The 25,926-nt window shown below is 63.9% G+C and carries 26 protein-coding genes; 18 read left to right on the forward strand and 8 right to left on the reverse strand.

Annotated elements, in window-relative coordinates:
* Positions 1-31: 31 nt before the first annotated feature.
* From nuoG to DPV74_RS11845, 15 genes are all read left to right on the forward strand, one after another.
* Entirely contained in the window at positions 32-2,362 is a 2,331-nt protein-coding gene (gene nuoG / locus DPV74_RS11775) for an NADH-quinone oxidoreductase subunit NuoG (RefSeq protein ID WP_119337211.1), read from the forward strand.
* A complete protein-coding gene (gene nuoH / locus DPV74_RS11780; RefSeq protein ID WP_027786869.1) occupies positions 2,363-3,430 on the forward strand; it encodes an NADH-quinone oxidoreductase subunit NuoH in 1,068 nt (355 codons plus the stop codon).
* Positions 3,431-3,440: 10 nt separating this feature from the next.
* Positions 3,441-3,929, forward strand: a complete 489-nt coding sequence (gene nuoI / locus DPV74_RS11785; protein ID WP_009691265.1) for an NADH-quinone oxidoreductase subunit NuoI — start codon at positions 3,441-3,443, stop codon at positions 3,927-3,929.
* A 103-nt stretch (positions 3,930-4,032) separates the two neighbouring features.
* Positions 4,033-4,683: an NADH-quinone oxidoreductase subunit J gene (locus tag DPV74_RS11790; protein WP_021162815.1), complete on the forward strand. Its 651-nt coding sequence runs from the start codon at positions 4,033-4,035 to the stop codon at positions 4,681-4,683.
* A gap of 18 nt (positions 4,684-4,701) precedes the next feature.
* The gene (gene nuoK, locus DPV74_RS11795) at positions 4,702-5,007 is read left to right on the forward strand and encodes an NADH-quinone oxidoreductase subunit NuoK (protein ID WP_006478272.1); all 306 of its coding nucleotides are present in this window, start codon (positions 4,702-4,704) and stop codon (positions 5,005-5,007) included.
* A 17-nt stretch (positions 5,008-5,024) separates the two neighbouring features.
* Positions 5,025-7,079 carry an NADH-quinone oxidoreductase subunit L gene (gene nuoL, locus DPV74_RS11800; RefSeq protein ID WP_021162816.1) on the forward strand — a complete coding sequence of 685 codons (2,055 nt, stop codon included), beginning with the start codon at positions 5,025-5,027 and terminating at the stop codon, positions 7,077-7,079.
* Between the two features lie 16 nt (positions 7,080-7,095).
* The gene (locus DPV74_RS11805; RefSeq protein WP_021162817.1) at positions 7,096-8,586 is read left to right on the forward strand and encodes an NADH-quinone oxidoreductase subunit M; all 1,491 of its coding nucleotides are present in this window, start codon (positions 7,096-7,098) and stop codon (positions 8,584-8,586) included.
* Positions 8,587-8,622: 36 nt separating this feature from the next.
* Entirely contained in the window at positions 8,623-10,077 is a 1,455-nt protein-coding gene (gene nuoN / locus DPV74_RS11810) for an NADH-quinone oxidoreductase subunit NuoN (RefSeq protein ID WP_027786870.1), read from the forward strand.
* Complete coding sequence (locus DPV74_RS11815) at positions 10,077-10,373, forward strand: DUF2818 family protein (protein WP_021162819.1); 297 nt, start codon at positions 10,077-10,079, stop codon at positions 10,371-10,373. Before nuoN ends, DPV74_RS11815 begins: the two co-directional genes overlap by 1 nt.
* Positions 10,374-10,409: 36 nt before the next feature.
* The gene (locus DPV74_RS11820) at positions 10,410-11,000 is read left to right on the forward strand and encodes an NUDIX domain-containing protein (RefSeq protein ID WP_059697917.1); all 591 of its coding nucleotides are present in this window, start codon (positions 10,410-10,412) and stop codon (positions 10,998-11,000) included.
* 136 nt (positions 11,001-11,136) lie between these two features.
* Positions 11,137-11,559 (forward strand): DUF1178 family protein, encoded by a 423-nt coding sequence (locus tag DPV74_RS11825; protein ID WP_048020504.1) that lies wholly within the window; start codon positions 11,137-11,139, stop codon positions 11,557-11,559.
* 104 nt (positions 11,560-11,663) lie between these two features.
* On the forward strand, positions 11,664-12,860 hold the full coding sequence (locus DPV74_RS11830) for an acyl-CoA dehydrogenase family protein (RefSeq protein ID WP_059688504.1): 1,197 nt from the start codon (positions 11,664-11,666) through the stop codon (positions 12,858-12,860).
* 19 nt (positions 12,861-12,879) lie between these two features.
* Entirely contained in the window at positions 12,880-14,013 is a 1,134-nt protein-coding gene (locus DPV74_RS11835) for an acyl-CoA dehydrogenase family protein (RefSeq protein ID WP_119337212.1), read from the forward strand.
* 37 nt (positions 14,014-14,050) lie between these two features.
* The gene (locus DPV74_RS11840; RefSeq protein ID WP_027786875.1) at positions 14,051-14,512 is read left to right on the forward strand and encodes a MaoC family dehydratase; all 462 of its coding nucleotides are present in this window, start codon (positions 14,051-14,053) and stop codon (positions 14,510-14,512) included.
* Positions 14,509-14,985, forward strand: coding sequence for a MaoC family dehydratase (locus DPV74_RS11845; RefSeq protein ID WP_059697913.1), 477 nt, complete (start codon positions 14,509-14,511; stop codon positions 14,983-14,985). Before DPV74_RS11840 ends, DPV74_RS11845 begins: the two co-directional genes overlap by 4 nt.
* A gap of 47 nt (positions 14,986-15,032) precedes the next feature.
* Here DPV74_RS11845 and DPV74_RS11850 read toward each other — a convergent pair whose 3' ends face one another.
* Positions 15,033-15,725, reverse strand: coding sequence for a glutathione binding-like protein (locus DPV74_RS11850; RefSeq protein ID WP_119337216.1), 693 nt, complete (start codon positions 15,723-15,725; stop codon positions 15,033-15,035).
* Positions 15,726-15,929: 204 nt separating this feature from the next.
* The gene (locus DPV74_RS11855) at positions 15,930-16,721 is read right to left on the reverse strand and encodes an oxepin-CoA hydrolase, alternative type (RefSeq protein WP_027786878.1); all 792 of its coding nucleotides are present in this window, start codon (positions 16,719-16,721) and stop codon (positions 15,930-15,932) included.
* Between the two features lie 202 nt (positions 16,722-16,923).
* On the opposite strand from DPV74_RS11855, the gene DPV74_RS11860 reads away from it, so the two are divergent.
* Entirely contained in the window at positions 16,924-17,580 is a 657-nt protein-coding gene (locus DPV74_RS11860) for a glutathione S-transferase (RefSeq protein ID WP_060193483.1), read from the forward strand.
* Positions 17,581-17,622: 42 nt separating this feature from the next.
* Here DPV74_RS11860 and DPV74_RS11865 read toward each other — a convergent pair whose 3' ends face one another.
* Both DPV74_RS11865 and DPV74_RS11870 read right to left on the reverse strand, forming a co-directional pair.
* Positions 17,623-18,795, reverse strand: coding sequence for a pyridoxal phosphate-dependent aminotransferase (locus tag DPV74_RS11865; RefSeq protein WP_119337213.1), 1,173 nt, complete (start codon positions 18,793-18,795; stop codon positions 17,623-17,625).
* Between the two features lie 34 nt (positions 18,796-18,829).
* On the reverse strand, positions 18,830-19,309 hold the full coding sequence (locus DPV74_RS11870) for a putative toxin-antitoxin system toxin component, PIN family (protein ID WP_119337214.1): 480 nt from the start codon (positions 19,307-19,309) through the stop codon (positions 18,830-18,832).
* A gap of 57 nt (positions 19,310-19,366) precedes the next feature.
* On the opposite strand from DPV74_RS11870, the gene yaaA reads away from it, so the two are divergent.
* Both yaaA and DPV74_RS11880 read left to right on the forward strand, forming a co-directional pair.
* A complete protein-coding gene (gene yaaA, locus DPV74_RS11875) occupies positions 19,367-20,149 on the forward strand; it encodes a peroxide stress protein YaaA (protein WP_021162829.1) in 783 nt (260 codons plus the stop codon).
* A 137-nt stretch (positions 20,150-20,286) separates the two neighbouring features.
* Entirely contained in the window at positions 20,287-21,441 is a 1,155-nt protein-coding gene (locus tag DPV74_RS11880) for a M14-type cytosolic carboxypeptidase (protein WP_119337215.1), read from the forward strand.
* A gap of 82 nt (positions 21,442-21,523) precedes the next feature.
* Here DPV74_RS11880 and DPV74_RS11885 read toward each other — a convergent pair whose 3' ends face one another.
* From DPV74_RS11885 to DPV74_RS11900, 4 genes are all read right to left on the reverse strand, one after another.
* Entirely contained in the window at positions 21,524-22,177 is a 654-nt protein-coding gene (locus tag DPV74_RS11885) for a BspC domain-containing protein (protein ID WP_060193485.1), read from the reverse strand.
* A 139-nt stretch (positions 22,178-22,316) separates the two neighbouring features.
* A complete protein-coding gene (locus tag DPV74_RS11890) occupies positions 22,317-22,991 on the reverse strand; it encodes an energy-coupling factor ABC transporter permease (protein WP_027786882.1) in 675 nt (224 codons plus the stop codon).
* Between the two features lie 75 nt (positions 22,992-23,066).
* Positions 23,067-23,903: a response regulator transcription factor gene (locus DPV74_RS11895; RefSeq protein ID WP_059697905.1), complete on the reverse strand. Its 837-nt coding sequence runs from the start codon at positions 23,901-23,903 to the stop codon at positions 23,067-23,069.
* Between the two features lie 211 nt (positions 23,904-24,114).
* Complete coding sequence (locus tag DPV74_RS11900) at positions 24,115-25,332, reverse strand: DUF2863 family protein (RefSeq protein ID WP_027786884.1); 1,218 nt, start codon at positions 25,330-25,332, stop codon at positions 24,115-24,117.
* Positions 25,333-25,926 lie beyond the last annotated feature (594 nt).

Consider the following 25,926-nt stretch of genomic DNA (forward strand, 5'->3'; position numbering starts at 1 on the left):
GGCGGAAATAGGTTAAGGACCATTCACCATCATGGTTGAACTTGAAATAGACGGCAAGAAGGTCGAGGTGCCCGAAGGCAGCATGGTGATCCAGGCTGCGCACAAGGCGGATACGTACATTCCTCACTTCTGCTATCACAAGAAACTGTCGGTTGCGGCCAACTGCCGGATGTGTCTCGTCGAAGTCGAGAAGATGCCGAAGGCCGTGCCTGCCTGTGCGACTCCCGTGTCGGCCGGCATGATCGTCCATACGCAATCCGACAAGGCCGTGAAGGCGCAGCAGTCGGTGATGGAATTCCTCCTCATCAACCACCCGCTCGACTGCCCGATCTGCGATCAGGGCGGCGAATGCCAGCTGCAGGATCTGGCGGTCGGCTACGGCAAGTCGTCGTCGCGCTACTCGGAAGAAAAGCGCGTGGTGTTCCACAAGAACGTGGGCCCGCTGATCTCGATGGAAGAGATGTCGCGCTGCATCCACTGCACGCGCTGCGTCCGCTTCGGCCAGGAAATCGCCGGCGTGATGGAGTTCGGCATGCTGGGCCGCGGCGAGCACTCGGAAATCACGACGTTCGTCGGCAAGACGGTCGATTCCGAAATGTCGGGCAACATGATCGACCTGTGCCCGGTCGGCGCGCTGACCAGCAAGCCGTTCCGCTACAGCGCCCGTACGTGGGAACTGTCGCGCCGCAAGTCGGTGAGCCCGCACGATTCCGTCGGCGCGAACCTCGTCGTACAGGTGAAGAACAACCGCGTGATGCGCGTGCTGCCGTTCGAGAACGAAGCGATCAACGAATGCTGGATCTCGGACAAGGACCGCTTCTCGTATGAAGGCCTCAACAGCGAAGAGCGCCTGACGAAGCCGATGCTGAAGCAGGGCGGCCAGTGGATCGAAACCGACTGGCAGACCGCGCTCGAATACGTCGCGAAGGGCCTGAAGGGCATCGCCGCGGATCACGGCGCGAACGCGCTGGCGATGCTCGCGAGCGCGCACAGCACCGCCGAAGAGCTGTTCCTCGTGAAGCAGCTCGCCAACGAACTGAAGACGCCGAACGTCGATTTCCGTCTGCGTCAGCAGGATTTCTCGGCGCCGGTCCAGGGCGCACCGTGGCTCGGCATGCCGATCGCCGACCTGTCGAACGTGGATGCCGCGTTCGTCGTCGGTTCGTTCCTGCGCCGCGACCACCCGCTGTTTGCCGCCCGCCTGCGTCAGGCCGCGAAGAACGGCGCGAAGCTGCACTTCCTGCACGCGACCGGTGACGACGCACTGATCCCGACCGCGCAGCGCATCGTTGCCGCGCCGTCGGCATGGCTCGACCAGCTGGCCGGCATCGCTGCCGCGGTCGCGCAACTGCGCGGCGTCGCGCTGCCCGACGCGCTGGCTGGCGTTACCGCATCGCCGGCCGCGCAGGCTGTCGCCCAGTCGCTCGCGAACGGCGAACGCCGTGCGGTGCTGCTCGGCAACGTCGCGGTCCGCCATCCGGAATTCGCGAAGCTGCACGCCGTCGCCAAGTGGATCGCCGACAACACCGGCGCCACGTTCGGCTTCCTGACGGAAGCGGCGAACACGGTCGGCGCGCACGTCGTCGGCGCACTGCCGGGCGAAGGCGGCCTGAACGCACGTGAAGCGTTCGCGCAGCCGCGCAAGGGCTACGTGCTGCTGAACGTCGAGCCGGAATTCGACACTGCTGATCCGGCACAGGCGCTGGCCGCGCTGAACCAGGCGGAAATGGTCGTCGTGATGTCGCCGTTCAAGCACGGCCTCGACTACGCCGACGTGCTGCTGCCGGTCGCGCCGTTCACGGAAACGGCCGGCACGTACGTGAATGCGGAAGGCACCGTGCAGAGCTTCAACGGCGTCGTGCGCCCGCTCGGCGACACGCGTCCGGGCTGGAAGGTGCTGCGCGTGCTCGGCAGCCTGCTCGGCCTGCCGAACTTCGAATACGAGACCGCGGAAGAAGTGCGTCTCGCTGCGCTCGGCGACGCCGGCGTCGCGGGCCGCCTGTCGAACCAGACGTCGGTCGCACCGGTGCGCGCCGCCGCGAATGCCGCGAACGGCGGCTTCGAGCGTCTGGCCGATGTGCCGATCTATCACGCCGACGCGCTCGTGCGCCGCGCAGGTGCGCTGCACCTGACGGCCGCCGCGAAGGCGGCGAATGCCGCAGCCCTGCCGGCCGTGCTGTTCGACAAGCTGGGCTTGAAGGAAGGCGACGCGGTGCGCGTGCGCCAGGGCGAGCGTGCGGTGCAGTTGCCGGCCGTGCGCGACGCGAATCTTGCGGAGACGGTCGTTCGCGTGTCGGCGGCAACGCCTGCCGGCGCAGCGCTCGGCAGCCTGTCCGGTGAACTGGTGGTGGAGAAGGCGTAAATGAGCTTGTTCGATACGATCAACGCGGGCGGGTCCCAGCTTCTCGGCTTCGCATGGCCGACGGTGTGGGCCGTCGTGCGCATCCTCGTCGTCTCCGTCGTCATCCTGCTGTGCGTCGCGTACCTGATTCTGTGGGAACGCAAGCTGATCGGCTGGATGCACGTACGTCTCGGCCCGAACCGCGTCGGCCCCGGCGGCCTGCTGCAGCCGATCGCCGACGTGCTGAAGCTGCTGCTGAAGGAAGTCATTCAGCCGAGCGCCGCCAGCCGCTGGCTGTACCTGATCGCACCGGTGATGACCGTCGTGCCGGCGTTCGCCGTGTGGGCCGTGATCCCGTTCCAGGCCGAAGCGGTCCTCGCGAACGTGAACGCGGGCCTGCTGTACGCGATGGCGATCTCGTCGATCGGCGTGTACGCGGTGATTCTCGCGGGCTGGGCATCGAACTCGAAGTATGCGTTCCTCGGCGCGATGCGCGCCGCGGCACAGATGGTGTCGTACGAAATCTCGATGGGCTTCGCGCTGGTGCTGGTGCTGATGACGGCCGGCAGCCTGAACCTGTCGGAAATCGTGGGTTCGCAACAGCACGGTTTCTTCGCCGGCCACGGCGTGAACTTCCTGTCGTGGAACTGGCTGCCGCTGCTGCCGGCGTTCGTCGTCTACTTCATTTCGGGCATCGCCGAAACGAACCGCCACCCGTTCGACGTGGTGGAAGGGGAGTCGGAAATCGTTGCCGGTCACATGATCGATTACTCGGGCATGGCGTTCGCGCTGTTCTTCCTCGCCGAGTACATCAACATGATCGTGATCTCGGCGCTGGCTGCGACGCTGTTCCTCGGTGGCTGGGACGCACCGTTCGAATTCCTGTCGTTCATCCCGGGCATCTTCTGGCTGGTGCTGAAGGTCTTCGCACTGCTGTCGGTGTTCATCTGGGTCCGCGCGACGTTCCCGCGCTACCGTTACGACCAGATCATGCGTCTGGGCTGGAAGGTGTTCCTGCCCGTCACGGTGATCTGGGTGGTCGTGGTCGGCTGCTGGATGATGTCGCCGCTGAACATCTGGGTGAAGTAAGGACGAAATCATGACGGCTATCCAACACTTCTTTAAGACCTTCTTCCTGACCGAGCTGCTGAAGGGGCTCGCGCTGACCGGTCGTTACACGTTCAAGCGCAAGTTCACCGTGCAGTTCCCGGAAGAGAAGACCCCGATTTCGCCGCGCTTCCGCGGGCTGCATGCGCTGCGCCGCTATGAAAACGGCGAAGAGCGCTGCATCGCGTGCAAGCTCTGCGAGGCCGTGTGCCCCGCGATGGCGATCACGATCGAATCGGAAACGCGCGCGGACAACACGCGCCGCACGACGCGCTACGACATCGACCTGACGAAGTGCATCTTCTGCGGTTTCTGCGAAGAGAGCTGCCCGGTCGATTCGATCGTCGAGACGCAGATTCTCGAGTACCACGGCGAAAAGCGCGGCGACCTGTATTTCACGAAGGAAATGCTGCTCGCGGTGGGCGATCGCTACGAGAAGGACATCGCCGCGGCGAAGGCTGCCGACGCGCCGTATCGTTGATTGTGTTTGCAGTGCCGGCCCGAAGCCTGGGCCGAGCCGCCGCGACGGGTGCGGGCGTCCCGCAAGCCGCGCCTGACTATGGCCTAACGATGAACCGGTAATCATGGAATTCACGACCGTACTGTTCTACATCTTCGCGCTGCTCCTGGTGGTATCAGGGCTGAAGGTGATCACTTCGCGCAACCCGGTGGCGTCTGCGCTTTTCCTTGTGCTGGCGTTCTTCAACGCCGCCGCGATCTGGATGCTGCTGGAAGCGGAGTTCCTCGCGATCCTGCTGGTGCTGGTCTACGTGGGCGCCGTGATGGTGCTGTTCCTGTTCGTCGTGATGATGCTGGACATCAACATCGACTACCTGCGCCGCGACTTCAAGCGCTTCGTCCCGATGGCGACCGTGGTCGGCGCGATCATCGTGATCGAAACCGCGCTGATCCTGTGGCGGGGCTACGGCGACACGCAGACGGTGCACGCGATGGCGACGGGCGAGATGGCCAACTGGTCGAACACGCGACTGATCGGCAAGGTGATCTACACCGACTACATCTTCGCGTTTGAAATCGCCGGCCTCGTGCTGCTGGTCGCGATCATTGCCGCGATCGGGCTGACCGAGCGCAAGGGCAAGGACAGCAAGCGCCAGCGCGTGTCGGATCAGGTCAAGGTGCGCCGCAACGACCGTGTGCGCCTCGTGAAGATGGAAGCGGACAAGCCGCAGCCGGAAACGGCGCAGAGCGAAGCCGGTTCGGGCACCAACGGCTAAGCGGAGGAAAGGAAAACCATGCTGACTCTTGCTCATTACCTCGTGCTCGGCGCGATCCTCTTTGCGATCGCGATCGTCGGGATCTTCCTGAACCGCCGCAACGTCATCATCATCCTGATGTCGATCGAACTGATGCTGCTGGCGGTGAATACCAACTTCGTCGCGTTTTCGCACTACCTCGGCGATGTGCACGGCCAGATCTTCGTGTTCTTCGTGCTGACGGTCGCCGCAGCGGAAGCCGCGATCGGCCTCGCGATTCTGGTGACCCTGTTCCGTAAGCTCGACACGATCAATGTCGAGGATCTCGATCAGCTCAAAGGTTAATTTCAGGCAACGCTGTTATGTCAACGACACTCAATGAAAACCTGCTGCTGGCGATTCCGCTCGCTCCGCTGGCCGGCTCGCTGATTGCGGGGCTGTTCGGGAACGCAGTCGGGCGCAAGGGCGCACACCGGATCACGATCCTCGGCGTAATGATCGCGTTCCTCCTGTCGGCGAAAGTCTTCTTCGACGTGATGGGCGGCGCAAGCTTCAACGCGACCGTCTACGAATGGATGAACGTCGGCTCGCTGAAGCTCGAAGTCGGCTTCCTCGTCGATTCGCTGACCGCGATGATGATGGTCGTCGTGACCTTCGTCTCGCTGATGGTGCACGTGTACACGATCGGCTATATGGCAGAAGAAGACGGCTACCAGCGCTTCTTCTCGTACATCTCGCTGTTCACGTTCTCGATGCTGATGCTCGTGATGAGCAACAACTTCCTGCAGCTGTTCTTCGGCTGGGAAGCGGTGGGTCTGGTGTCGTACCTGCTGATCGGCTTCTACTTCACGCGTGAGAGCGCGATCTACGCGAACATGAAGGCGTTCCTCGTGAACCGCGTGGGCGACTTCGGCTTCCTGCTCGGCATCGGCCTGCTGCTCGCATTCGCCGGCTCGATGAACTACGGCGAAGTGTTCGCGAAGCGCGCGGAACTCGCGAGCCTGCACTTCCCGGGTACCGACTGGGGCCTGCTGACCGTGGCCTGTATCTGCCTGTTCATCGGCGCGATGGGTAAGTCGGCACAGTTCCCGCTGCACGTGTGGCTGCCGGACTCGATGGAAGGCCCGACCCCGATCTCGGCGCTGATTCACGCGGCGACGATGGTGACGGCCGGCATCTTCATGGTGTCGCGCATGTCGCCGCTGTTCGAGCTGTCGGACACCGCGCTGTCGTTCGTCACGGTGATCGGCGCGATCACGGCGCTGTTCATGGGCTTCCTCGGGATCATCCAGAACGACATCAAGCGGGTGGTCGCCTATTCGACTCTGTCGCAGCTCGGTTACATGACGGTCGCGCTGGGCGTGTCCGCGTACCCGGTCGCGTTGTTCCACCTGATGACGCACGCGTTCTTCAAGGCGCTGCTGTTCCTCGGCGCCGGCTCGGTCATCATGGGCATGCACCACGACCAGGACATCCGCAACATGGGCGGCCTGCGCAAGTACATGCCGATCACGTGGATCACGTCGCTCATCGGTTCGCTCGCGCTGATCGGTACGCCGTTCTTCTCGGGCTTCTACTCGAAGGACTCGATCATCGACGCGGTGAAGCTTTCGCACCTGCCGGGTTCGGGCTTCGCGTACTTCGCGGTCGTCGCGAGCGTGTTCGTCACGGCGCTGTACTCGTTCCGCATGTATTTCCTGGTGTTCCACGGTGAAGAGCGCTTCCGCAAGCCGAAGCATCCGGAATCGCCGATGGGCATGGCGGCCGCGCACGGCCACGACGACCACGGTCATGGCCATGGTCATGACGACCACGCGCACGAGCCGCACGAGACCCCGTGGGTCGTGTGGGTGCCGCTGGTCCTGCTGGCGATCCCGTCGGTGATCATCGGTGCAATCGCGGTCGGCCCGATGCTGTTCGGCGACTTCTTCCAGCACGGCGTTGCATTCGACAAGGTGATCTTCATCGGTGAAAACCACCCGGCGCTGGCCGAGATGGCCGAGGAGTTCCACGGCTGGGTGGGCATGGGCCTGCACTCGGTGTCGGGTCTGCCGGTCTGGCTCGCGCTCGCCGGTGTCGTTGTCGCCTGGTTCCTGTACCTGAAGCGTCCGGATCTGCCGGCGTCGATCCGCCGCGCGTTCGGCCCGATCTACACGCTGCTGGACAACAAGTACTACATGGACAAGATCAACGAAGTGGTGTTCGCCCGTGGTTCGGTGGCGATCGGCCGCGGCCTGTGGAAGGAAGGTGACGTCGTCGTGATCGACGGCCTCGTCAACGGCAGCGCCCGGTTCATCGGCTGGTTCGCCAGCGTGATCCGCTTCCTCCAATCCGGTTACATCTATCACTACGCGTTCGCCATGATCATCGGCATGCTGGGGCTCCTGACCCTGTTTGTAACGCTCGGCGGCAAATAAGGCGGGGGACAACTTAATGCACGCTTTTCCGATTCTCAGTACCGCGATCTGGCTGCCGATCGTTTTCGGCCTCCTCGTGCTTGCGGTGGGTAATGACAAAAATCCGGGGACGGCCCGCTGGATCGCGCTGATCGGTTCGCTGCTCGGCCTCGCGGTCACGATCCCGCTGATCACGGGCTTCGATTCGAGCACGGCTGCGCTGCAGTTCGTCGAGAAGTCGACCTGGATCGAGCGCTTCGACATCGCGTATCACCTCGGCGTCGACGGCATCTCGATGTGGTTCGTCGTGCTGACCGCGCTGATCACGGTGATCGTCGTGATCGCCGCATGGGAAGTCATCACCGAGAACGTCGCGCAGTACCTCGCGGCGTTCCTGATCCTGTCCGGGATCATGATCGGCGTCTTCTCGGCGGCCGACGGCCTGCTGTTCTACGTGTTCTTCGAAGCGACCCTGATCCCGATGTACATCATCATCGGCGTGTGGGGCGGCCCGAACCGCGTGTATGCGGCATTCAAGTTCTTCCTGTACACGCTGGCCGGCTCGCTGCTGATGCTGGTCGCGCTGATCTACCTGTACACGGAAACGCATTCGTTCGACCTCGCGACGTGGCAGAACGCCAAGATCGCGATGACGCCGCAGATCCTGCTGTTCATCGCGTTCTTCCTCGCGTTCGCGGTGAAGGTGCCGATGTGGCCGGTGCACACTTGGCTGCCGGACGCGCACGTGGAAGCGCCGACGGGCGGCTCGGTCGTGCTGGCCGCGATCATGCTGAAGCTCGGCGCGTACGGTTTCCTGCGCTTCTCGCTGCCGATCACGCCTGACGCGAGCCACTTCCTGGCCCCCGTCGTGATCACGCTGTCGCTGATCGCGGTGATCTACATCGGCCTCGTCGCGATGGTGCAGGCCGACATGAAGAAGCTGGTCGCGTATTCGTCGATCGCGCACATGGGCTTCGTCACGCTCGGCTTCTTCATCTTCAACCAGCTCGGCGTCGAAGGCGCGATCATCCAGATGATCTCGCACGGCTTCGTGTCGGGCGCGATGTTCCTCTGCATCGGCGTGCTGTACGACCGCGTGCACTCGCGCCAGATCGCCGATTACGGTGGCGTCGTCAACGTGATGCCGAAGTTCGCGGCGTTCGCGATGCTGTTCTCGATGGCCAACTGCGGCCTGCCGGGCACGTCGGGTTTCGTCGGCGAGTTCATGGTGATTCTCGCGGCCGTCCAGTACAACTTCTGGATCGCATTCGGCGCGGCGTTCACGCTGATCCTCGGCGCTGCTTACACGCTGTGGATGTACAAGCGCGTGTATTTCGGCGCGGTGGCGAACGACCACGTTGCCAAGCTGAAGGACATCGGCCGTCGCGAATTCCTGATGCTGGCCGTGCTCGCCGCGTTCACGCTGCTGATGGGCCTGTATCCGAAGCCTTTCACCGACGTGATGCACGTTTCCGTGGAAAACCTCCTCTCCCATGTCGCGCAGTCCAAGCTGCCGCTGGCGCAGTAATCGCGAGCGGAGGAAATCAAGATCATGAACGCTCCTATGAATGTCCTGTTGCCTGACGCGCTGGTGATGGCCGCCATCGTCGTCGCATGGCTGAACGACACCTTTACCGGTGCTTCCGGCCGCCGCCTGACTTACCTGATCGCGGTTGTTTCGTCGGTCGTCGCCGGCGTGTGGTTCGCGGTGCAGGCACTCGACCCGCAGCAGTACTACTTCTTCTCGAAGATGGTCGTCGTCGACTCGTTCGCGAGCACGATGAAGGCCGTCGTGTCGTTCGGTTTCGCGGTCTCGCTCGTCTATTCGCGCAAGTACCTCGAGGATCGCGACATGTTCCGCGGCGACGTGTTCCTCCTCGGCATGTTCTCGCTGCTCGGCCAGCTGGTCATGGTGTCGGGCAACAACTTCCTGACGCTGTACCTCGGTCTCGAACTGATGTCGCTGTCGCTGTACGCAGTCATCGCACTGCGCCGCGACGCCGCGCAGTCGAGCGAAGCCGCGATGAAGTACTACGTGCTGGGCGCGCTCGCATCGGGCTTCGTGCTGTACGGCATCTCGATGCTGTACGGCGCGACCGGCTCGCTCGAGCTGGGCGAGGTGTACAAGGCGGTCGGCGGCAACACCGACGCAGCCGTGCTGATGTTCGGCGTGGTCTTCATCGTCGCCGGTATCGCGTTCAAGCTTGGCGCCGTGCCGTTCCACATGTGGGTGCCGGACGTCTACCAGGGCGCACCGACCGCGATGACGCTGTTCGTCGGCGGCGGCCCGAAGGTTGCCGCGTTCGCGTGGGGCCTGCGCTTCCTGGTGATGGGCCTGCTGCCGCTCGCGCAGAACTGGCAGACCGCGCTCGTGATCCTCGCCGCGCTGTCGTTGATCGTCGGCAACATCACCGGTATCGTCCAGCGCAACATCAAGCGGATGCTCGCGTACTCGGCGATCTCGAACATGGGCTTCGTGCTGCTCGGCCTGCTCGCAGGCATCGTGAAGGGCGACGCGTCGGCGCCGGCGAATGCATACAGCTCGGCGATGTTCTACGCGATCGTCTACCTGATCACGACGCTCGGCTCGTTCGGCGTGGTGATGCTGCTCGCACGCCGCGATTTCGAAGCCGACACGATCGACGACTTCAAGGGCCTCAACAAGCGCAGCCCGGTGTTCGCGTTCGTGATGATGGTCATGATGTTCTCGCTGGCAGGCATCCCGCCGACCGTCGGCTTCTACGCGAAGCTCGCCGTGCTCGAGGCGACCGTCAACGCGGGCCTCACGTGGCTGGCCGTGCTGGCCGTGATCACGTCGCTGTTCGGCGCGTTCTACTACCTGCGCATCGTGAAGCTGATGTACTTCGATGCACCGCAGGATGCAACGCCGATCACCGGTGATTTCTGCAAGCGCACGATCCTCGTGCTGAACGGCCTGGCGGTCGTCGTGCTCGGCCTGATCCCGAGCCCGCTGCTGACGGCCTGCCTGCAGGCAATTCGCCACACGCTGCCGCTGTAATGTCGGCAGCCGGCTGGTTTATCGTGCTGTTGGCGTTCGTCTGCGCCAACCTGCCGTTCCTGAACCAACGCCTCTTCGCCGTCGTGCCGTTCGGCGCGACGAAGAAGGGCGGGTGGGTGCGGATCGGCGAGCTGATCGTGCTGTACTTCATCGTTGGCGCGCTCGGCTTCTGGCTCGAGTCGCGCGCCGGCAACCGCTTCGAACAGGGCTGGCAGTTCTACGCGATCACGTTCAGTCTTTTCGTCGTGTTCGCGTTTCCCGGCTTCACGTTCCAGTATCTCGTCAAACGACGCTGACGGCTTCGGCCGTCGCGCTCATTCCCGGAGCCGCCGATGGCCGAACTACCCAATCACGACGCCGCACTGACCGAAACCTGCCTCGAGAGCGAGGCGATTTTCGACGGCGCGTTCCTCAAGCTCAAGCGCGATATCGTCCGCCTGCCGGATGGCAAGAAGGCCACGCGCGAATACGTCCAGCATCCGGGCGCGGTGATGGTGATCCCGCTGTTCGACGACGGCCGCGTGCTGATGGAAAACCAGTTTCGCTACCCGATCGGCAAGGTGATGGCCGAATTCCCGGCCGGCAAACTCGACCCGAACGAAGGCGCGCTCGCCTGCGCGGTGCGCGAACTGCGCGAGGAAACGGGTTACACCGCACGCGAGTACGTGTTCCTGACCCGCATTCATCCGATCATTTCCTACTCGACCGAATTCATCGACCTGTACCTGGCGCGCGGGCTGACGGCCGGCGAGCGCAAGCTCGATGAGGGCGAATTCCTCGAGACCTTCACCGCGACGCAGGCCGATTTGCAGGAATGGGTGCGCACGGGCCAGATTTCCGACGTGAAGACGATCATCGGTACGATGTGGCTCGACAAGGTGCTGTCCGGTACGTGGCCGCTCGGGCCGGTCCTGACGCCCTGAGTGCGGCGTCAGCGGCGGGTGGGGCGCCGCGTTACAATCCGGTGACGCGACGCCTCCACGTCGCGCGATCGGTAATTAGCACGGTCGTTCACAAAACCGCTTTTTGCGCTACACTCGCCACACGCCCTGATTCAGCATGAAGGTCCTCGATTTGCAGTGCCCGCACGGTCATCGGTTCGAAGGCTGGTTCGCTTCCGCCGATGAATTCGAAGCGCAGTTGTCCCGCAAGCTGGTCGAATGCCCGGTGTGCGGAACGACCGAGGTCAACCGTCTGCCGTCGGCGCCGCGCCTGAATCTGTCGGGTGCGACGCAGGCACAGCCGGCCGATCCGCGCGCAATGCAGGCGCAGGTGATGCGTGCACTGCGCGAGGTGCTGGAGAAAACCGAGAATGTGGGCGAGCGCTTCGCCGAGGAAGCGCGGCGCATCCATTACAACGAGGCGCCGGCACGCAGCATTCGCGGTGTCACGACGCCCGAAGATGCGCAATCCTTGGCCGAAGAAGGCATCGACGTGATGCCGCTGCCGATTCCTGCCGCGCTGAAAGAACCGCTGCAATGACGTATGCAGTGGGTCCTTGCCGGGCTGGACGGCCGCGGCCTGCGTCTGCATGGGACCGGAGTAAGTGTTGAAGCACTACCTCCGGTCGACAGGAGACACTGCGCATGGATCTGGATTATTCCCCCGCCGACGACGCGTTCCGCGTCGACGTTCGCGCCTGGCTCGAGGCCAACCTGCCTCACGCACTGCGCGCCAAAGTACTCGATCACAAACGACTCGACCGCGAGGATTTCGCGAGCTGGCACCGGATTCTCGGCCAGCGCGGCTGGTCCGCGCCCGCCTGGCCGGTTGAATACGGCGGGCCGGGCTGGAACGCGACGCAACGGCACATCTGGGATGAGGAGTGCGCGCGGATCGGTGCACCGACCGTGCTGCCGTTCGGCGTATCGATGGTCGCGCCGGTGTTGATGAAATACGGCAGCGAAGCGCAGAAGCGTCATTATCTGCCGCGGATTCTCGACGGCTCGGACTGGTGGTGCCAGGGCTATTCGGAGCCGGGTTCGGGATCCGACCTCGCATCGTTGCGCACGCGCGCCGAGCGCCAAGGCGATCACTACGTCGTCAATGGCCAGAAGACCTGGACGACGCTCGGCCAGTACGCCGACATGATGTTCTGCCTCGTGCGCACCGATCCGGCCGCGAAGAAACAGGAGGGCATCTCGTTCCTGCTGATCGACATGAAGACGCCCGGCATCACGGTGCGGCCGATCGTCATGCTCGACGAGGACCACGAGGTCAACGAGGTGTTCTTCGAGGATGTGAAGGTGCCGGTCGAGAATCTCGTCGGCGACGAGAATCGCGGCTGGACCTACGCGAAATACCTGCTTGGCCATGAGCGCACCGGCATCGCGCGCGTCGGCGCGTCGAAGCGCGAGCTCGCGTTCCTGAAGCGCGTGGCGTCGAACCAGCGCAAGAACGGCAAGCCGTTGCTTGCCGATCCCGTGTTCGCCGCCAAGGTCGCGGCGCTCGAGGTCGAGCTGATGGCGCTCGAGGTGACGGTGCTGCGGGTCGTCAGCCGCGAGACGAGCGGGAAGGGGCCGGGCCCCGAGGCGTCCATGCTGAAGATCAAGGGCACGGAAGTGCAGCAGGCGCTCACCGAGCTGATGGTCGACGCGATCGGCCCGCTCGCCGCACCGTTCGACGTTCCGTTCCTCGACGGCCGGCGCGAGCACAGCATCGCCGGCGACGACGACGCGGCGCCGCTGGCCGCGTACTACTTCAACTACCGGAAGACGTCGATCTACGGCGGTTCGAACGAGATCCAGAAGAACATCATCGCGCAGATGATTCTGGGGCTGTGATCAGGGAACGGAGACAACCATGGATTTCAGCTTTACCGATGAGCAGCAGCAGTTCGCCGACGCGCTGCGCCGGTATCTCGGCGAGCAATACGGCTTCGAAGCGCGCCAGGCCATCGTGCGCAGCGACGCGGGCGTGTCGGACATGCAGTGGAGTGCGTTCGCAGAACTGGGGTTGACCGCGCTGCCCGTGCCGGACGCACAGGGCGGTTTCGGCGGCGGCCCGGTCGACATGCTGGTCGTGATGCAGGAACTCGGCCGCGCGCTCGTGATCGAGCCGTACTGGGCAACGGCGGTGGGTGTCGAGGCCTTGCGCATCGCCGGCTCCGGCGCCGGTGAGGATGCCGCGCTGCTGGAGGCGGTCGCGCAGGGGCAGAAACGTGTCGCGGTTGCTTTTCACGAGCCGCATGCGCGTTACGACCTGTTCGAACTCGATACGCATGCGCGCGAGCAGGGCGGCACGTACCGCCTGACGGGCACGAAGTCGGTCGTTCAGCATGGCGCGCAGGCGCATGCGTGGATCGTGCCTGCGCGCGTCGACGACGGCGGCATCGGCCTGTTCGTCGTCGAACGGGATGCCGCGAATGCGAAAGTGGCCGACTACCGGACGATCGACGGCCAGCGTGCCGCGACGATCGGTTTCAATGAAACGCCGGCGCGACTGCTGACGGGCGGGGCGCGCGACGCCGCCGCCCTCGAGCAAGTTGCCGATTACGCGACGTTCCTGCTGTGCGCGGAGGCGGTCGGCGCGCTCGACGAACTGAACCGCGCCACGGTCGAATACACGAAGACGCGCGAACAGTTCGGCATGCCGATCGCGCGTTTCCAGGCACTGCAGCACCGGATGGTCGACATGCTGATCCATGCCGAGCAGGCACGTTCGCTGACCTATCTGGCAGCCGTGCGCTACGCGAGTGGCGATGCCGACGCGCGGCGCAAGGCGGTGTCGGCCGCGAAAGCGCGTGTCGGCGCCGCCGCGCGTTTCGTCGGCCAGCAGGCCGTTCAACTGCACGGCGGCATGGGCGTGACCAACGAGGTCGCCGCTGCGCACCTGTTCAAGCGGCTGACGATCATCGAGACGACACTCGGCGACACCGATCATCATCTTGCGCGCATCGCGGCACTGCCCGATTTCGCGCAGGCCGACGCGGCATGACGGCGACGCGCGAGCGCGCCAGACAAGGAGACATCTAGTGGGCATCAGTTACGAAGACCTGGTGGTCGGCAGCACCACCGAAGTGGGCCGTTACACGTTCGAACCCGACGACATCAAGACGTTCGCGCAACGCTACGATCCGCAGCCGTTCCATCTCGACGAAGAAGCCGGGAAGGCATCGCATTTCGGCGGGCTTGTCGCGAGCGGCTGGCATACGTGTTCGGTGTTCATGAGCCTGCTCGTCAAGAAGCTCGGCCCGGACTCGACCAGCATGGGCTCGCCGGGCATCGACTCGATCCGCTGGCTCAAGCCAGTGCGTGCGGGCGATACGATCACGATGTACCAGAAGGTCCACGACAAGCGCGTGTCGGAGAGCAAGCCCGACCGCGGCATCGTGTCGACGGAATGGGTCGGCGTGAACGAGGCCGGCGAGACGGTGATTACCGTGCACACGAAAGTGATCTTCGGGCTGCGCCATCCGGGAGGCGTGCAGGCATGACGGAGATGACGTTGCCGCTGATCGCGTCGGCGCAGGCGCTGCAGGCACGCGTCGGCGCGGAGCCGCTCGCGAGCGGCTGGATCGCGATCGACCAGCATCGCGTCGACGGGTTTGCCGACGCGACCGGCGATCATCAATGGATTCACGTCGATCCCGAGCGCGCGCGACGCGAGTCGCCGTTCGGCGGACCGATCGCCCACGGGTTCCTGACGCTGTCGCTGATTCCGGCGTTGATGACCGACGCGATGCGTTTCGAGCAGAAGATGGGCGTGAACTACGGGCTGAACCGCGTGCGGTTCCTGAAGCCGGTGCCGGTCGGCGCGCGCGTGCGTGCGCTGTTTGCGGTAAAGGAAACCGCCGAGGCCGCGCGGAACGGCGTGCAGGTGACGTGGTCGGTGACGATGCAGGTCGAGCGTCCCGATGCGCCGCTGCCGGTTTGCGCGGCGGAATTCATCACGCTGCATTACTTCTGAAGCGGGGAGCGGCATGCATGGATGCCGCTCCGCCCGTCACTTGCGTGTCAGTGCTTCGCGTACTGCGTTGCGCCGAACAGCACCTCGCGTGCCTTGTCGTCCTGCAGCGCCTTGCGCATCGACGCGAGCACTTCGACACCGCGCTGCACGGCCGGTCGTGCGGCGATCGTGTCGTACCAGCGCTTCACGTTCGGCAATTCGCCGAGCACGATGCCCTGGTTCTGCCATGAGCGCGTCCACGGGAACGTCGCAATGTCCGCGATCGTGTACGTGTCGCCCGCGAGATATTCGGATTCGCCGAGTCGCTTGTCCATCACGTTGTACAGGCGCTTCGCTTCGTTTGTGTAGCGGTTGACCGCATACTCGATCTTCTCCGGCGCATACAGGCGGAAGTGATGCGCCTGCCCGAGCATCGGCCCGACACCGCCCATCTGGAACATCAGCCATTCGAGCGTTGCATAGCGTGCGGCCGGATCCGTCGGCAGGAACTTGCCGGTCTTCTCCGCGAGGTAGATCAGGATCGCGCCCGATTCGAACAGCGAGATCGGCTTGCCGCCGGGGCCGTCCGGATCGACGATCGCGGGGATCTTGTTGTTCGGGCTGATCTTCAGGAATTCCGGCTTGAACTGGTCGCCTGCGCCGATATCGACCGGATGGACACGATAGGCGAGGCCCGTTTCCTCGAGCATGATGTGCACCTTGTGGCCGTTCGGGGTCGCCCAGCTATAGACGTCGATCATCGTGAACTCCTTTGTTGCGTGCGCGAAAACGGCGCTGGCAGCGCCGCGACAGGCGGTCATTAGAGCATGGATCGATGCGCGCTGCTGGCGACGCAAACGTGCGTGCCGATACGGGTACGCGGGCGAGCGAGCGCTCGCCGCCGACGTCGCGCGCGGCGCTTCCTGGCGGATGCGTTCAGGCAGGTGGAACGCGGGCGTGGCGGCTCAGCGTTTGTAGCGGGGCGGGCGCTTCTCGAGAAATGCGGTGATGCCCTCGAGCCCATCCGCATGATGCAGCGACGCGACGAAATGATCGCGTTCGGTGCCGAGATGCGCGTCGAGCGGTTGCGTCGTTGCGTCGTCGAGCAGCGACTTGATGCGCGTGAGCGCGTTCGGCGAGATGCCGGCGAGTGCATCGGCCCATGCCAGCGCGTCGGTCAATGCCGCGCCCGGTACGGCGAGCCGGTTGACGACGCCGAGCGTGTGCAGACGTTCGGCTGCGACGGGTTTGCCTTCGAACAGGATCTCGGCCGCGAGCGCGCGCGGCAGTGCGCGGGCGATGAACCACGAACCGCCCCCATCGGGTGTCAGGCCGACACGCGCGTATGACATCACGAATTTCGCATCGTGCGCGGCGACGATCAGGTCGCACGCGAGCGCGAGCGAAAAGCCCGCGCCGGCCGCCGCGCCTTCGACCGCCGCGATCACCGGCTTCGTCGAAGCGTGGATCGCCGTTACCCATGCGGCGAGCTGATCGATGCTGTCGGCCTGGTAGGACGGATCCTTCGAGCGGTTGTCGAGCAGCCGGTTCAGGTTGCCGCCCGCGCAGAAGAAGCGATCGGCGCCAGTGAGCACGACAGCGCGAATCCCGGGATCGCGCTCGGCGGTGGCGAGCGCCTCGACGCCGGCCGCGTACATGTCGGGATGCAGCGCATTGCGTGCGCCGGGATTGGATAGCGTGAGGACGAGCGTCGAGTCGCTCTCGGGCGGACGCGAGGCCAGCAGTTCAGCACTCATGCGAGCGTGTCTCCATCGGATGGCGGGGCTGCGGCGCCACGCGCGCCGCGCACGCGGATGCGGCCGATGCCGTAGCGGATGTAATGTTGTCGTGACGAACGCAATACTTGCTTTAGACTAGCACGAACGTGCTTTTCAGCGCGACGAATCTCGCTGCGGCCGGCACCGTTGCGGCCGCGTTCCAGCAACGAAGGAGACTCCGATGCTACAGCTGTGCGGTATTCCGTTGTCCAACTATTACAACAAGGTGAAGTTCGTCCTGCTCGAGCACGACATTCCGTTCGAGGAGTCGGTGTGCGGTTTGCCGATCAGCGATCCGGCCCGGCTCGCCGATTCGCCGCTCGGCAAGATTCCGTTCCTGAAGACCGAAGAAGGCGCATTGTTCGAGTCGCAGGTGATCATCGAATACTTGGCGGCGCGTTATCCCGAGAAAGGCATTTACCCGGCGAGCCCGTTCGCGGCCGCGAAGGTGCGCGAACTGGTCGAGACGCTCGAGCTGTATCTCGAATGGATGGCGCGTGAGGTCTATACGGAAGCGTTTTTCGGCGGCAAGGTCAGCGACGGGACGAAGGCGCACGTCGAGAAGCGCCTGCCGCGCGCGATCGATGCGTTCAACCAGATGACGCAATTTTCGCCGTATGTGCTCGGCGAGTCGTTCGGCCTCGCCGACATCGCCGCATGGGTCCATCTGCCGGTCATCGGGATGGCGACGAAGGCCATTTTCGGACGCGATTTCCTGCTCGACGCGGGCATCGACTGGAAGGCGCACGCGAAGATCGTCGGCGAGCGTCCGGCCGCGCAGCGCGTGGCAGCCGAGCGCAAGGCGTACATCGAGGCGACGAGCGTCGCGCGTTCGTAAACGCGGTTCCTGCAAGGCGGCCCCTGGCCGCCCGTGCGGGACTTACAGGCGGGCGAGCCGTTCGAGCGCGGATGCGAGCGTGCTTTCCTGCTTCGCGAAGCAGAAGCGTACGACGCCCGATTCGTGCGGCTCGTGATAGAACGCCGACACCGGAATGGCGGCCACGCCGATCTCCGACGTGAGCCACTTCGAGAATTCCGCTTCCGGCAGGTCGCTGATCGCCGAATAATCGACGCACTGGAAGTACGTGCCCGTGCAGGGCAGCAGCTTGAAGCGCGTGCGCTCGAGGCCGGCCCGGAAGAAGTCGCGCTTCTTCTGGTAGAAGTCGGCAAGCGTCAGGTACGGTGCCGGGTCGCGCAGGTAGTCGGCGAGCCCGACCTGCATCGGCGTGTTCACCGTGAACACGTTGAACTGGTGGACCTTGCGGAATTCGGCGGTCAGCGCGGCAGGGGCTGCGACATAACCGACCTTCCAGCCCGTCACGTGATAGGTCTTGCCGAAACTCGACACGATGAAGCTGCGCGCGGCGAGCTCCGGATAACGCGCGACGCTCTCATGGCGCGCGCCGTCATAGACCATGTGCTCGTAGACCTCGTCGGACAGAATCAGCACGTTGGTGCCACGCACGATCTCTTCGAGCTTGCGCATGTCGGCCTCGCGCCACACGGTACCCGTCGGGTTATGCGGCGTGTTGATCAGGATCATGCGCGTTTTCGGCGTGATTGCAGCCGCCAGACGGTCGAACGGAATCACGTAGTCGGGCGCCTCCAGCGTGACGAACACAGGTGTGCCGCCCGCGAGTTCGATCGACGGCAGGTAGCTGTCGTAGGTCGGCTCGACGACGATCACTTCATCACCCGGATGCACCGTGCACAGGATCGCGGTCAGCAGTGCCTGCGTCGCGCCGGCCGTGACGGTGATTTCGGTCGCCGGATCGTAACGCCGGCCGTAGACCTGCGCGATCTTGTCTGCGATCGCCTCGCGCAGCGGTGCGACACCGGCCATCGGCGGATACTGGTTGTGCCCGTTGCGCATCGCGGCGGCAACCGCATCGACGATGCGCGGATCGCAGTCGAAATCCGGAAAGCCCTGGCCGAGGTTCACGGCGCCTTTTTCTGCTGCAAGCGCGCTCATGACCGTGAAGATCGTCGTGCCGACGTTCGGCAGGCGCGAAGGGAAAACGGGAGTCGTTGGCATGTCTGAAGGAGCGTTCATCGATACGGTCGAAATCGGGTGGTGTTGCGGTGCGTCAAGCCGGCGTGGCGTCGAGCGCGCAGGCCTCGGCAAAGGGGGCCGGTTGCGCGATCCGGAAGCCGAAATCGCGCGCGGTGCGCTTCGCGAGCTTCAGCAGCGCGCGGTCTTTCGACACGAGCCAATCGGCCTGGGCGGCGCGGGCGAGTTCAAGAAATTTTTGGTCGTCGCGGTCCTTGCACTTCGGCAGCGGCGGCGCGTCGGCGTCGACGGCCGGCGGCTCGACGAGGCTCGCCAGGCGGGCGACGGTTGCGAGCGCGGCCGCCTTGTCGACGGCGCGCGCCTGGAATTGCGGATAATCGAGCACATACTTGAGTTCGGCCAGGCAGCGGCCGTCGATCACGGCGGCAAGCGTGCCGCGTTCGAGCGCGGCGCGGATCGGGCGCGTAGCGGGGTCGTCGAATACGAGGATGTCGATCCAGACGTTCGAGTCGAGCACGACGCGATGCGCGGCATGCGGGGCGGGAGAGCGGGTCATTCGTTACAATCGGTGGTTTTCGTCTGACCGCAAGGCACGGCGTGCCAGCGAGCCTCTATGATAATCGTTCTCTCTCCCGCCAAATCCCTCGACTACGATACGCCCGCGCACGTCCAGTCTTACACGAAGCCTGCATTCGTCGACGACGCGTCCGAGCTGATCGACGGCCTGCGCAAGCTTTCGCCGCAGGACATCGCGACGCTGATGGATATCTCCGATCCGCTTGCACGCCTGAATTTCCAGCGCTACGCGGACTGGTCGCCGACCTTTACGCCGGCCAACGCGAAGCAGGCCGTGCTCGCATTCAACGGCGACGTATATGAAGGATTCGACGCCAAATCGCTGTCGTCCGCCGATCTCGACTATGCGCAGCAGCATGTGCGCGTGCTGTCGGGACTGTACGGGCTGCTGCGTCCGCTCGATCTGTTGCAGCCGTACCGTCTCGAGATGGGTACGCGTTTCGCGAACGCGCGCGGCAAGGATCTGTACGCGTTCTGGGGCGACCGCATCACGCGGGCGCTGAACGAGCAGCTCGAAACGCGCAGCGGCGCGGCGCGCGTGCTCGTCAACTGCGCATCGACCGAATACTTCAAGTCGGTCAAGCCGAAACTGCTGGCCGCGCCCGTCGTCACGCCGGTGTTCGAGGACTGGAAGGGCGGCCGCTACAAGATCATCAGCTTCCATGCGAAGCGTGCGCGCGGCCTGATGGCGCGTTTTATCGTCGAGAACCGGATTGCCGACCCGAAGGCGCTGAAGGAATTCGCGACGGAAGGCTATGCGTTCGATGCGGCTGCGTCGAACGATTCGACTTACGTATATCGCCGGCGAGTCGGCGAGTGACCCTGCCGGCCGTTCACGAGACGGCCGGTGCATGCATGAGGCCGGGCAAGCGCTACACCGCCTGTTCCGGTCGCCAGCTTTACATGGGACCGGTGTAAGCGCTAAAGCGCCAACTCCGGTCGACAAAGGAGAGACAGATGGCCCTTTCGATCACCAGCAATTTCGACGCAGGCGCAATCGACGTCGTGTCGTGCGACAGCCCCGATGCGATTCGGTTGCGCGTGCGCGGCGACAACCGCTCGGAATTCGCGCAATGGTTTTACTACCGCTTGACGGGCGCGCGCGGCGAGCGCTGTGTGATGACGTTCGAGAATGCTGCCGAATGCGCGTATCCGTCGGGCTGGCGCAATTACAGCGCGGTGGCGAGCTATGACCGGGTCGACTGGTTCCGCGTGCCGACGACGTTCGACGGCAAGACGATGACCATCGACCATACGCCGGAATTCGACAGCATCTACTACGCATATTTCGAACCGTACTCGGAAGAGCGTCATGCGGCATTTCTCGGTGCGGTCCAGCAGTTGCCGCAGGCGAGCGTCGTCGAACTCGGTCGCACGGTCGAAGGTCGTCCGATGTCGCTGCTGACGCTCGGTACGCCGGAGGCCGACGGCGCACCGAAGAAGAAGGTGTGGATCATCGCGCGCCAGCATCCCGGCGAGTCGATGGCCGAGTGGTTCGTCGAAGGCCTCGTCAAGCGGCTGGCCGGATGGGGCGACTGGGCCGGCGATCCGGTCGCGCGCAAGCTCTACGATCGAGTGACGTTCCACATCGTCCCGAACATGAATCCGGACGGCAGCGTGCATGGCAACCTGCGCACCAACGCGGCGGGCGCGAACCTGAACCGCGAGTGGATGGCGCCCGATGCCGAGCGCAGCCCCGAGGTGCTGGCCGTGCGCGATGCGATCCATGCGATCGGCTGCGACATGTTCTTCGATATCCACGGCGACGAGGATCTGCCGTACGTGTTCGTTGCCGGGTCGGAAATGCTGCCGAGCTTTACCGAGCAGCAGGGCAAGGAGCAGACCGCGTTCATCGAGGCGTTCAAGGTTGCGAGCCCGGACTTCCAGACTGAGCACGGCTATGCGGCGAGCAAGTACAAGGAGGACGCGCTCAAGCTCGCGTCGAAGTACATCGGCCACCAGTTCGGCTGCCTGTCGCTGACGCTCGAGATGCCGTTCAAGGACAACGCGAACCTGCCCGACGAGCGAGTCGGCTGGAACGGCGAGCGAAGCGCGGCGCTCGGCGCGGCGATGCTGGCTGCGATCCTGGTGCACGTCGACACGTTCGCGTAAGCGCAGCGTCGCCGTATGAAAAAAGCCGGAGCATCTCAGGATGCTCCGGCTTTTTTGCTTCTGTCGATGTCGCTTCGTCGAATCAGGACTTCTTCGCGCTCTTCTTCACGACCTTCTTCTGTCCGCTCGACTTTTTCGTTGCGGCGGCCTTCTTGCTGCCGGTGCGGCTCGATGCTTTCGCCTTGACCTTGCCTCGGTGTGACTTGCCCTTGAACTTCTTCGTCGAGGACGTGGAGCGCTCGACGCGCGGCTTCAGCGGCGGAACCGGGTCGTTCCAGCTGAAGGCGAGCATTTGCTGACCGACATAGCCGCATCGGAATTTCAGCGGCGTCGGGTCGCTGCCGTCGCTGTGGATACCGAGTCCGTCGACAGTGACGATATTGTCGACCTTCACGCGCTGCTTGCCCTGGTCGAACGAGTCGTTCCATGGCGTGATTGTCGCGTTGCCGCTGTCGAATGTGTTCGGCGCGAAGTCGACGCGGTCGAACGCCGACGACGTGCTGGCGATGAAGCTGCCGTGCGCCGCACAATCGGCGGCGAGCGGATCGGCATGCATTTCGTTGACGAATTTGTTGATCAGTTCGGAGCGCTGGTCGAGCAGGTCGGCGAATGCCGGTGTCGGAAGCGCAAGCGACAGGCCCGCAATACAGGCTGCCAGCTTGCCGAGCGCCCGGAAAATCCGGAGCGACGCAGGAGAGCTGTCCATCTGGTTATTGGTGAGGAGCGAATGAGACATCGGGCACGTATAGATGCCCGATGAAGAACCGGAGTTCAATCTTAGCGTAAAAAAGTTGTGCGGCAGTAGATGTCGCATTCTGCCGCACCGCGCGAGGCCCTGCCGGTGGGTGGTGGCGGTGCCGCCGCCGGAGGGCGATTCAGGCGCGCGGGCCGCCGAGGCGATAGCGCCGGACGTCGAAGGTCGTGACCCACGCGGGACGATAGACCGCGATGAGTGCCGTTGCCATGCCGGTGAACCACGCTTCGCCGAGTGCGAGAAGCGCAGTGTTCAGCAGATAGCCGGCCGGAATCACGACAGGCACGCCGTCCGCCAGCGCGAGCTGGACCCCGGCCGCGGCAGCAGCGACTGCGATGATTGCGATGGCCGGCGACAGGAATCCCTGGCCGGTGATGAACGACGCGAGATTGTGCGGCAACCATGCGAGTGCGGCGCGCTGCAGCAATGCCGACACGGCGACCGGCAGCGCGCCGTAGATCAGATAGGTCAGGCCAATGCCCTGCCAGGGCGCGTCGAAAATGATCGCGGCAACCGCCGTGACGGTGCCCATCGCGATCAATGCGAGTGTCCAGTCGAACAGTGTGACGAGCAGCGTCGCGCCAAGTAGATGCATGACGATGCCGTCTTCGAGCCACGCATTCGAGGCCCAGAGGACCGTAATGGCGGTGACGAGCGCAAGCCACACGTGCTGGAGCGTGGCGTCCTGCAGGCGCACGAAGGGACGATTCCAGATCGCGAGCGCGAGCAGGGCCACGGCGGCGATCCAGCCACCGATGCCAACCCAGAGCGGAAGCGGTGTGAAGAGAAAACCCATTCGTCCATATTACTCGTTGAGCATCAAAGGTGGGAATCCACACACGCCGACCGTCGCAATATCGAGACTGTCTGGCTAGCGTTCGCGCCGGAACCGCGCTGGCGGTTCAGCGGCGATCGGCAAGTCCTGCGTGCTGTCGATTGAGGCTGGCAACGGGTACGGGCGGTCTTTCCGTTGCGTACGCAGCGGAACCGGGCCCTGTTCGCCGATGGGCGGCTTGCGCGTGCGGTTGCGATTCGCCAGCAGCACCTCGAGGTGGGGCGACAGCCAGCCGTTGTAGATCGCGACCGCGGCGGCGCGGTTGGCGGCACCGAGTTGCTGGAAGATGCTGGCGAGGTGGATCTTGACGGTGCCTTCGCTGATGCCGAGCGTACGGGCGATCATCTTGTTGGTGCTGCCCATATGGACGAAGCGCATGATCTGAGCTTGGCGTGGCGACAAGAGGCCGCTCGGCGGCCGGCGGGGAAGCGACCCGGCGAGTGTCTGGAAATGGGCATCGTAGCGCGCCGCAGCAGTGGAAGGCAGCAGACGGAGCGCGATCGGCGGGATGTAATGCCCGCCCAGCAGAACGATCTCGAGCGCACGCACGATCAGGTGAGGCCGGGTGGAGTGCGGGATCACGCCGGAGACACCATAGTTGAAGAAGCGCTGGATGGCTTCCGGCGATGTTTCGTCGACGAGAACGGCGACGGGTGTCGGCGAGCACGCGCTGCAGAGCGCCTGAAGCTCGCTGAGTCGGCCGACGTCGAGCCAGTCGATCGCGACGAGGTCGAAACGCTGGTTGCGCAGCAGCCTGCGCGCCTGAAAACTGTCGGGCGCATCGTTGATGCTGGCGTGACGGTTGATCTGTCGCAACAGAGCCTTCAGTCCGTCACGCCGCTCGGCGTCTGAATTGAGCATCAGGAACCGCATATTCAACCTCCTTAATGTGAGCCATTGATTTGCCGTCTGGCATGCCTTGGGTCTGATGATGACAAAGACCTTACACGATGTCTGCTTGGCTGAAAGGCTTAGGAAAAGTATGAAATTTCGGGCGGCAGGATGGCGGACAAGAAAAAAGCCGCTCCGGCGGGAACCGTGAGCGGCTTCGGACGGGCAGGCCGTCAGGGTACTGCAGTGTGGTTCAGTGAAAGTGCGGCTGGGCGGGTGATGCGTCTTCCGGCATTTCCGCGTGGACGATTTCGCCGAGCGGATCTGCGTAAAGCGGTACGCCGCAGTCGTCGCAGTATTCGGGTTCGAAGCGGCCCGCGTGCCGCCGGACGTCGGTTACACCGCATTCCTTCAGCAGGCTCACGATTTCCTCGAGCGGTCCTTCGATCGGCGCTTCGCCTTCGAGCGTCGCGCTGTCGATCGACACGTCGCCGTTTTCACGGCCGTAAAGCGGCCATACGACACCGTAGATTACGTCGTTGCTGGCACGCCGCGTGAAGCCGACACGATACTCGTCGATACGGCGTTCGCCAAAGCCGGCGACCACCGCGCGCAGCTCTTGCGGTGCCGCACCAAGTGTGTCGAAAAGATAACGAATGGCGGTTCGCACCGTGTGCGGACGCACCCGTTCGTCCGCATCCCGGCAAGCCGAATAGTACGCGTCCGGAAGTAGGCATTCGAACTCGCAGCCGGGCAGGGCGATCGACAGGTTCGGGCCGCCCTGGGCCGTCCATTGCTCGAGGCACTGGCCACGCTCGATCCGGCTGCCGTTTTCCTCTTCCTGCCATCGGAACAGCGGCGCGCCGGCGGGTGCGGCGACGACGGCGAGCAGGAAGCGCGGGTCGGCCAGGATCGGCGAGGTTTCAGGCAGGTCGCCGAAGCTGAGCTTGGGGGTGTGCTGGGTGATCGCTGCATGAGCGAGCTGCTGGGCCAGCCGGTAGGTCTCGACGTGGTGCCGCGGCAACTGGTCAATGCTGTAAAGGAACGGTGCCAGGCCGACGAGGGTGCCGTTCGCAAGGACGTGTGCCTGCAGGTGCGTTCGCAGCGCGTCGGCAACGTCACTCTTGAGCGGGCCGGACGGAATCATGTAGCGCGTCCATGCGAGAACCGGGACGGCGACCAGCAGCGCGTCGAACGGTTGGCCGTCGTGCTCGATCACCATCGACTCGCTGTGCGTCTCGGCCATGTCGGCGAGCGCGCCATAGGCGTCGGGATGATTCTGCTGAAGATGGTCGAGCGCTGCGTCGAGCGTGGTCTGGTTGCCGTTGCGGACAATCTTGGCGAGCAGCGCGTCGAGCTTCGCTTCCCAGAAGCGATCCTCGATGCGGCTGCCCGACGCGAAGAGCGCAAGCGACAGACCGACCAGTTTGTCGGCATCGGGGGGGAGGCGTTTGGCGATTCGCTGGCGCATATTAAAGACGTATATAGAAAGAGGCGAAGAACCTCACATTCTAGTCCGTTCTTTGCACCATAAGCGGTCTCGTGCCAAGGCATGGCAGATCGGCCGGATTGCAGCCTTTGTAAAAAAGTTGCGTCAAACCCCTTGCGCAGTTCGAAGAGGGTGCTTAGAATCACGCCTCTTTCGCGCTAACGGAAACGCAGCGCGGGAGAGGGAGCGAAGCTGGTGGTGTGCTGCAGTGTCGGGCGCGCGGCTGGCTTGGAAGTTGAGCCCCGCAGTCGCAACGATGTAGTGTAAAAAGTTGTTGACGAGCTGCGAAACACGGTTCATAATCTCGCTTCTCTGCTGCTGAAAACGCAGCGCTGCCGGGAAACACGAAGTTCCTCGCAGATTGCTCTTTAAAAATTAACAGCCGATAAGTGTGGGCGCTTGATGGAAGCGAGCTGATCCTCGGATCAGGTAGCAAAAGTATCAAGAGTCTCACACTAAAGTAAGTCAGGTTTATGAAGTGATTCATATTCCTGTCAGCTTTGAGTGAGCGACCGGTTCTTAACCGAACCGAAAACAGTAACAGGTTTAAACTGAAGAGTTTGATCCTGGCTCAGA

It is taken from the genome of Burkholderia sp. HAN2018 (assembly GCF_024704855.1).
Lineage (GTDB): Bacteria > Pseudomonadota > Gammaproteobacteria > Burkholderiales > Burkholderiaceae > Burkholderia > Burkholderia cepacia.

Excerpts from the sequence above, each read along its gene's own strand:
- nuoG (WP_119337211.1), top strand. The coding sequence starts at position 32 with ATGGTTGAACTTGAAATAGACGGCAAGAAGGTCGAGGTGCCCGAAGGC.
- nuoH (WP_027786869.1), top strand. The coding sequence starts at position 2,363 with ATGAGCTTGTTCGATACGATCAACGCGGGCGGGTCCCAGCTTCTCGGC.
- nuoI (WP_009691265.1), top strand. The coding sequence starts at position 3,441 with ATGACGGCTATCCAACACTTCTTTAAGACCTTCTTCCTGACCGAGCTG.
- DPV74_RS11790 (WP_021162815.1), top strand. The coding sequence starts at position 4,033 with ATGGAATTCACGACCGTACTGTTCTACATCTTCGCGCTGCTCCTGGTG.
- nuoK (WP_006478272.1), top strand. The coding sequence starts at position 4,702 with ATGCTGACTCTTGCTCATTACCTCGTGCTCGGCGCGATCCTCTTTGCG.
- nuoL (WP_021162816.1), top strand. The coding sequence starts at position 5,025 with ATGTCAACGACACTCAATGAAAACCTGCTGCTGGCGATTCCGCTCGCT.
- DPV74_RS11805 (WP_021162817.1), top strand. The coding sequence starts at position 7,096 with ATGCACGCTTTTCCGATTCTCAGTACCGCGATCTGGCTGCCGATCGTT.
- nuoN (WP_027786870.1), top strand. The coding sequence starts at position 8,623 with ATGAATGTCCTGTTGCCTGACGCGCTGGTGATGGCCGCCATCGTCGTC.
- DPV74_RS11815 (WP_021162819.1), top strand. The coding sequence starts at position 10,077 with ATGTCGGCAGCCGGCTGGTTTATCGTGCTGTTGGCGTTCGTCTGCGCC.
- DPV74_RS11820 (WP_059697917.1), top strand. The coding sequence starts at position 10,410 with ATGGCCGAACTACCCAATCACGACGCCGCACTGACCGAAACCTGCCTC.
- DPV74_RS11825 (WP_048020504.1), top strand. The coding sequence starts at position 11,137 with ATGAAGGTCCTCGATTTGCAGTGCCCGCACGGTCATCGGTTCGAAGGC.
- DPV74_RS11830 (WP_059688504.1), top strand. The coding sequence starts at position 11,664 with ATGGATCTGGATTATTCCCCCGCCGACGACGCGTTCCGCGTCGACGTT.
- DPV74_RS11835 (WP_119337212.1), top strand. The coding sequence starts at position 12,880 with ATGGATTTCAGCTTTACCGATGAGCAGCAGCAGTTCGCCGACGCGCTG.
- DPV74_RS11845 (WP_059697913.1), top strand. The coding sequence starts at position 14,509 with ATGACGGAGATGACGTTGCCGCTGATCGCGTCGGCGCAGGCGCTGCAG.
- DPV74_RS11850 (WP_119337216.1), bottom strand. The coding sequence starts at position 15,725 with ATGATCGACGTCTATAGCTGGGCGACCCCGAACGGCCACAAGGTGCAC.
- DPV74_RS11855 (WP_027786878.1), bottom strand. The coding sequence starts at position 16,721 with ATGAGTGCTGAACTGCTGGCCTCGCGTCCGCCCGAGAGCGACTCGACG.
- DPV74_RS11860 (WP_060193483.1), top strand. The coding sequence starts at position 16,924 with ATGCTACAGCTGTGCGGTATTCCGTTGTCCAACTATTACAACAAGGTG.
- DPV74_RS11865 (WP_119337213.1), bottom strand. The coding sequence starts at position 18,795 with ATGAACGCTCCTTCAGACATGCCAACGACTCCCGTTTTCCCTTCGCGC.
- DPV74_RS11870 (WP_119337214.1), bottom strand. The coding sequence starts at position 19,309 with ATGACCCGCTCTCCCGCCCCGCATGCCGCGCATCGCGTCGTGCTCGAC.
- yaaA (WP_021162829.1), top strand. The coding sequence starts at position 19,367 with ATGATAATCGTTCTCTCTCCCGCCAAATCCCTCGACTACGATACGCCC.
- DPV74_RS11880 (WP_119337215.1), top strand. The coding sequence starts at position 20,287 with ATGGCCCTTTCGATCACCAGCAATTTCGACGCAGGCGCAATCGACGTC.
- DPV74_RS11885 (WP_060193485.1), bottom strand. The coding sequence starts at position 22,177 with ATGTCTCATTCGCTCCTCACCAATAACCAGATGGACAGCTCTCCTGCG.
- DPV74_RS11890 (WP_027786882.1), bottom strand. The coding sequence starts at position 22,991 with ATGGGTTTTCTCTTCACACCGCTTCCGCTCTGGGTTGGCATCGGTGGC.
- DPV74_RS11895 (WP_059697905.1), bottom strand. The coding sequence starts at position 23,903 with ATGCGGTTCCTGATGCTCAATTCAGACGCCGAGCGGCGTGACGGACTG.
- DPV74_RS11900 (WP_027786884.1), bottom strand. The coding sequence starts at position 25,332 with ATGCGCCAGCGAATCGCCAAACGCCTCCCCCCCGATGCCGACAAACTG.